The organism is Dietzia sp. E1 (assembly GCF_014145015.1).
In the GTDB taxonomy this organism is placed as follows: Bacteria; Actinomycetota; Actinomycetes; order Mycobacteriales; family Mycobacteriaceae; genus Dietzia; species Dietzia cinnamea_A.
On record NZ_JAALDU010000425.1, the window covers coordinates 1 to 2815 of the forward strand.

Annotated in this window: 2 protein-coding genes; both read left to right on the forward strand. The window is 69.4% G+C overall.

The window, feature by feature from the left end:
• The first annotated feature begins 177 nt into the window (after positions 1-177).
• Positions 178-1674 (forward strand): aldehyde dehydrogenase family protein, encoded by a 1497-nt coding sequence (locus G6030_RS13385; protein WP_182643460.1) that lies wholly within the window; start codon positions 178-180, stop codon positions 1672-1674.
• A gap of 6 nt (positions 1675-1680) precedes the next feature.
• Positions 1681-2796: an oxygenase MpaB family protein gene (locus G6030_RS13390; protein WP_182643461.1), complete on the forward strand. Its 1116-nt coding sequence runs from the start codon at positions 1681-1683 to the stop codon at positions 2794-2796.
• Positions 2797-2815: the final 19 nt, after the last annotated feature.

Below are 2815 nucleotides of genomic sequence, written 5' to 3' on the forward strand. Positions count from 1 at the left end.
ACGCAATATCCGGTGGCCCCCAAGCCTCCAAATACTCAGAGGATGTCGAACACGTCTCGCCTCGTTTTCTGTGGGTGGACTCGAGTGGGGTATCGGATACGGTCACGGTCGACTACTGTGGCCCGTATCACGGTACGCTACATCAAATATATGTGATCTGAGACGAGAGGGTGACGGATGACCACCACCGAGCCGAAAAAGACGGGGTCCACGTTCGCAAGCCTGGACCCCCGGGACTGCACCGTCCTCGCGGAATACCCGATCGCCGGGCCCGAGGAGGTCGCCCTGGCGGTCGAGCGCGCCCGGGCCGCCGCCCGCTGGTGGCGGAACCAGGGCCCGCGCGGCCGTCGCGAGTGGCTGCTGGAATACAAGCGCGCCATCTCCTCGCGCGCCCAGGAGCTGGCGTCGCTGATCTCCGCCGAGACCGGCAAGCCGGACGAGGACGCGACGCTCGAGGTCATGCTCGCCGTCAGCCACCTGGAGTGGGCGGCCAAGAACGCGGACAAGGTGCTGCGTCGGCGGCCGGTCTCGGCGGGACTGATGATGTCCAACCAGGCCGCGTACGTCGAGTACCAGCCCTACGGGGTGGTCGGGGCCATCGGCCCGTGGAACTACCCGGTGTTCACCCCGATGGGCACGCTGTCCTACGCGATGGCCGCCGGGAACGCCGTCGTGTTCAAGCCGAGCGAGCTCACCCCGGGCGTCGGGGTGTGGCTCGCCGAGGTGTGGGACTCCCTCGGGGCGTCCCAGCCGCTGATCCAGACCATCACCGGCGACGGGTCGACGGGCGCCGCCCTGTGCAGGGCGGGCGTCGACAAGTTGGCCTTCACCGGTTCCGCCGCCACGGGGCGCAAGGTCATGGCGGCCTGCGCGGAGACGCTCACGCCGGTCGTCATCGAGGGCGGCGGCAAGGACGCGCTCCTGGTGGACGCCGACGCCGACCTCGACGCGGCCGCCGACCAGGCGGTGTTCGGCGCGATGGGCAACGCCGGTCAGACCTGCGCGGGCGTTGAGCGGATCTACGTCCACAAGGACGTCCAGGACGCGTTCGTGCAGAAGTTCACGGCCAAGGTCCGGGCGCTGACGCCCGGTAACTCGATCACCTCGAGTTACGGGCCCATGACGCTCCCGGCGCAGGTCGACATCATCCGCCGGCACGTCAAGGACGCGATCGCCCGCGGGGGCAAGGCGGTCCTGGGTGGCGAGGAGTCGGTGGGAGAGAAGATCGTCGAGCCGGTCGTGCTGGTCGACGTCCCGGAGGACTCGAGTGCGGTCACGGAGGAAACCTTCGGCCCGACCGTGGTCATCAACCCGGTCGTGGATCTGGAGGAGGCCGTGGAGAAGGCCAACGCCAGTAGCTACGGGCTCGGCGGGTCGATCTTCACCGGTGACCGCAAGCGCGGGCTCGCGCTGGCCGAGAAGCTCGACGTGGGGATGGTGTCGGTCAACTCGTTCCTGGCGTTCGCCGGTATCCCGGCGTTGCCGTTCGGTGGCTCGGGCGACTCGGGCTTCGGCCGCATCCACGGCGCCGACGGCCTGCGGGAGTTCGCGCGGCCCAAGGCCATCACCGCCCAGAAGTTCTCCGCGCCGCTCAACCTCATGACCATGACCCGCAAGCCGCGCGACATCAAGATCGTCAAGTGGATGCTCGTCAACGTCCAGGGAAAGCTGTGATGTGACATGACCGCCACCACTCCCGAGAGGACCGGGGAGACGACGACGAGGGCCTCGGACTCCGATCGGCCCGCTCTGCCCGGGGTGTTCGGGACGATCCCGGCCGACCTCGTCGTGGACCCGGCAGTCGAACACCCGCTCACGGCGCGGGTCCCGCTCAAGCCCGGGCGGTGGTACTGGCGGGATCTCATCGCGACGCTGGATCCGGTGGCGGACGCGGCGGAGATCCACCGCATCACCTCGACGTACGAGTTCCCGTGGGACTACCAGCGCGCCCTGGAGCTGGCGCTGTACCGGACCTACTGCATCCCGTCGGTGTCGGCCGTGCTGGAGGAGGCGGGTAACTTCCGCGACCACCCGCAGAAGCGGTACGACGACACGGCGCTGCTCATGGTGGAGCTCGTCGAGCACGGCTACGACTCGCCGCGCGGCAAGGAGGCGTTGCGGGTGATCAACCGCCAGCACGCGCGGTACGACATCACGAACGACGACATGCTCTACGTGCTGTCGACGTTCATCTGCGAGCCGCTCGAGTGGATCGACGCGAACGGGTGGCGGCGCCTGCACCCGAACGAGCGCCTGGCCGCGTTCCACTTCTACCGCGGGGTGGGTCAGCGGATGAAGATCGCGGACATCCCCGAGGACATCGGGGAGTTCCGGCGCTGGCGGGACGACTACGAGGCCCGCACCATGCGCTACGCCCCGAGCAACGAGCTGATCGGCACGTACACCCTGGACCTCATGTGTTCCTGGTACCCCGAGGCCGCCCGACCGGTGGTGCGCAAAGTGGTGCAGTCGCTGATCGACGACGACATGACCCGCGCCTTCGGGTTCCCGTGGCAGCCGCCGGCGTTGCGGAAGGCCGCGTACGGGGCGTTGCGCGCGCGGTCGAAGATCGTCCGCTGGATGCCGGTCCGTCGCCGCGAACTGGGCTCGCGCGGGACCGAGAACCGGACATACCCCGGATACCCGGAGGGTTACCGGCCCGCGGACCTCGGGGCGTGCCCGATTCAGCCGCGCGACCGGATGGGCGCGTGCCCGGTGGCGCACGGTTCGCCGGGCGCGGCCACCGACGTGGCCGACGGGCCGGGAGACACCGCGTCGGGAGAGGCCGTGGCGTGACGCTCCGGTCCGCACCGGC